This window comes from Phaeobacter sp. HF9A (assembly GCF_011806385.1).
In the GTDB taxonomy this organism is placed as follows: domain Bacteria; phylum Pseudomonadota; class Alphaproteobacteria; order Rhodobacterales; family Rhodobacteraceae; genus Epibacterium.
Map to the genome: position 1 here is coordinate 1 of NZ_JAATOX010000218.1, position 3,213 is coordinate 3,213.

At 65.2% G+C, this 3,213-nt stretch carries 3 protein-coding genes; all 3 read right to left on the reverse strand.

Translation table 11 applies throughout. The features are described 5' to 3' along the window. Positions 1 to 56: 56 nt before the first annotated feature. The gene (glmM, locus tag HCZ87_RS20360; RefSeq protein WP_167646899.1) at positions 57 to 1,400 is read right to left on the reverse strand and encodes a phosphoglucosamine mutase; all 1,344 of its coding nucleotides are present in this window, start codon (positions 1,398 to 1,400) and stop codon (positions 57 to 59) included. A gap of 63 nt (positions 1,401 to 1,463) precedes the next feature. Next, positions 1,464 to 2,459 (reverse strand): dihydropteroate synthase, encoded by a 996-nt coding sequence (gene folP / locus HCZ87_RS20365; RefSeq protein WP_167646901.1) that lies wholly within the window; start codon positions 2,457 to 2,459, stop codon positions 1,464 to 1,466. Beyond that, positions 2,456 to 3,213, reverse strand: a 758-nt coding sequence (locus tag HCZ87_RS20370; protein WP_167646903.1) for a dihydroneopterin aldolase, incomplete at its 5' end; no start/stop codon positions are given. The genes HCZ87_RS20370 and folP, both read right to left, overlap by 4 nt.

Sequence of the window (3,213 nt, forward strand, 5' to 3'; positions counted from 1 at the left end):
TATCCCGGGGGACGGCCTCATCGAGGCCGAGGGGGCAGCGCCCCCCCTACGACCCCTCAGGCAGTCGCAGCCTCAACGGCTTTGACCACCTCGCCCACGGTGCGCTCCAACAGCTCCGGGTCTTCGCTTTCGGCCATCACGCGGATCAGGGGTTCGGTGCCCGACTTTCGGATCAACAGCCGCCCCTGCCCGTTCAATTGCCCCTCCGCGTGCGAGATCGCATCCTGCACGCTATCCACCTCCAAGGGCAGCTGCCCGGCGGTGAACCGCACGTTTTTCAACAGCTGCGGCACCGGCGTGAATTGCTGAGCCAACTCCGAGGCCTTCTGCCCGCGCCGCACCATTTCGGCGAGGAAATGCAGCCCCGCCATCAGCCCGTCGCCGGTGGTGGCATAATCGCTCATCACGATATGGCCGGATTGCTCGCCGCCAAGGTTGAAGCCCCCGGCGCGCATGCGCTCCACCACATAGCGGTCGCCGACGCCGGTGCGCTCCAGGCCGATGCCGCGTTCGTTCAGGAACCGCTCCAGCCCCAGGTTCGACATCACCGTCGCCACCAGCGCGCCGCCGCTCAGCCGCCCGTCCTCCGCCCAGGAGGAGGCCAAAAGCGCCATCAGCTGATCGCCATCCGCCACCGCGCCGGTCTCGTCGATCACGATCACCCGATCCGCGTCACCGTCCAGACAAATGCCGACGTCTGCGCCATGGGCCACCACCGCCTCTGCAGCGGCAGTGGGCTGGGTCGAGCCACAGCCCCGGTTGATGTTCTTGCCATCCGGCGACACGCCCAAGGGCACCACATCGGCGCCAAGCTCCCAGAGGATTTCCGGCGCGGCGCGGTGGGCGGCGCCATTGGCGCAGTCGATCACCACCTTCAGCCCATCCAGCCGCATGTCGCGCGGCAGAGAGCTCTTGACCCGCTCGCCATAGCGAAAGCGCGCGTCATCAATCCGTTTGGCGCGGCCGATATTCTGCGCCTGCGCCGGCTCCACGCCCGCATCAATCAACGCCTCAATCTCCAGCTCCGCCTCATCCGAGAGCTTGTAGCCATCGGGGCCAAAGAACTTGATACCATTGTCATCCGCCGGATTGTGGCTGGCTGAGATCATCACCCCAAGGTCCGCCCGCATGGAGCGGGTCATCAGACCAACCGCGGGCGTCGGCACCGGGCCAAGCAGCAGCACATTCATGCCCGTAGAGGTCAGCCCCGCCGTCAGGGCGCTTTCGAACATATAACCGGAGAGACGCGTATCCTTGCCGATCACCACCCGGTGCACACCGCCGTTTTCACGACGAAAATAGCGCCCGACGGCGGCACCGATCCGCAGCGCCATATCCGCCGTCATCGGATGAATATTGGCAGTGCCCCTGACACCGTCGGTTCCAAAAAGCTTGCGCATGTCGGCTGTTCCTCTCGCCGGCTGGGCACCGGGTCAAAAACCGCCGATCCCGCCAATGCCTTGTTATTGCGTGGCCTGCCACAGGCGCAGCGCCTGCGCCGTCTCTGCCACGTCATGTACGCGTAGAATTTGCACGCCTTGGGCCAGCCCCGCAAGCCCCAGCGCGATAGAGCCGGGCGCGCGCTTGTCGGCCTGCGGTTCTTTGCCAATGGCGCCAATGAACCCCTTGCGCGAGACCCCGAGCAGGATCGGGCAGCCGATGCCATGGAACAGGCTCAGATTGCGCAGCAGCAGCAGGTTATGCTCCAGGCTCTTGCCAAAGCCGATGCCGGGGTCGATCACGATCTGCTCGCGCAGCACGCCGATGGCCTCCAGCTGATCCACCTGTGCCGCGAGGAAATCATAGACGTCCAGCAGCACGTTGTCGTAGCGCGGATTTGCCTGCATGGTCTGCGGATCGCCCTGCGCATGCATCACGCAGACCGGCACGCCAGCCTGCGCCGCCAGCGGCGCCAGGGCCGCATCAAAGGTAAAGCCGGAGACATCGTTGATCAGCGCGGCACCGGCTTCCAGCGCCTCCATCGCCACGGTCGCCTTGCGGGTGTCGATCGAGATCGGCACGTCGCTCTCTTCGCGAATGGCGGCAATCACCGGCGCGGTGCGGGTGATTTCCTCCAGCTCGTCCACCTCGACGGCGCCGGGGCGGGTGCTTTCGCCGCCTATATCAATGATCGTCGCGCCCTCGGCGACCATCCGAAGCGCGGCGGCACTGGCCTCTGCGGCTTCATCATGCTTGCCGCCATCAGAAAAACTGTCCGGGGTGACATTGAGGATGCCCATGATCTGCGGATGGGTCATGTCCAGTCCGGCAATCGCCGCCCGGCGGCCCATCAGCCGCAAGCGCACATCCTCCGGCAAGAGACCCGCAGGCGCGATGCGCGGCGGGGCGTTGCGTTCCAGGATTTCGACCTCGGTAAACCAGAGCGCGCTTCCCGCGAGGTGAATGGCGCCCTCGGGACGCGCTTCACCGTGACGAACCAAAGGGCGGTAATAACTCACAGGGTCTGTTGCTCCTCAGCATGGGCGCGCAGGGGAACGCCGGGATTGTCCGGCAGGGTAGCGCCAATCACGATCATCTCTTCCGCTTCAAAGGTAGAAGCAAACCAGGCCGCCAGCGCAACCGCATTCGACGGCGGCTCGCTCGGCCCCTCCACCGCATCCAGCACGATCTTGGAGGGCGCCCAGACGCAAATCTGCCCGTTCTTCATCGCCCAGTCCAGCTCTGTTCTGGTCGCAACCACCACACAGCGGTCATCCCGCGCCGCCAAGCGCCAGGCATTTTGTTCAATTGCCAGAAGATCAATGCGCCGCTGGGTCCATTTATGCCCGGTTTGCGGCACAGCCAGCTCATGCGCCCCCACACAGAGGATCAGGGGACGGCGGCGGCATTCCATCTGGTCGATCCAGCCAGCGAGGTTGTCGCTGTCGATCGCCGCGTTTGACAGGAACATCAGGCGCGGATGGGGCTTTTCCCCTTCGGCGAGGTCATGGCTGACCTGATCGGCGGACCGCACGATCTCCACCCCCAGGGCGCCGGGACCGCGATCCAGTTTTTCGATGCGCACAAAGGCGCGCACCGCCTGCGGCTCCTGCAAGATCCGCTCCGCCACCCGTTCGGCCAGCGTTTCCAGCAATGCCAGACGTTCGCGCGCCAACTCATGCGCGATGGCCTCGGTCACCCGGTCGTAGGAGAGGATTCGATCCACGTCATCGTCCAGATCCGCCGGCAGCGGCGCGATTTCCACCACCACGT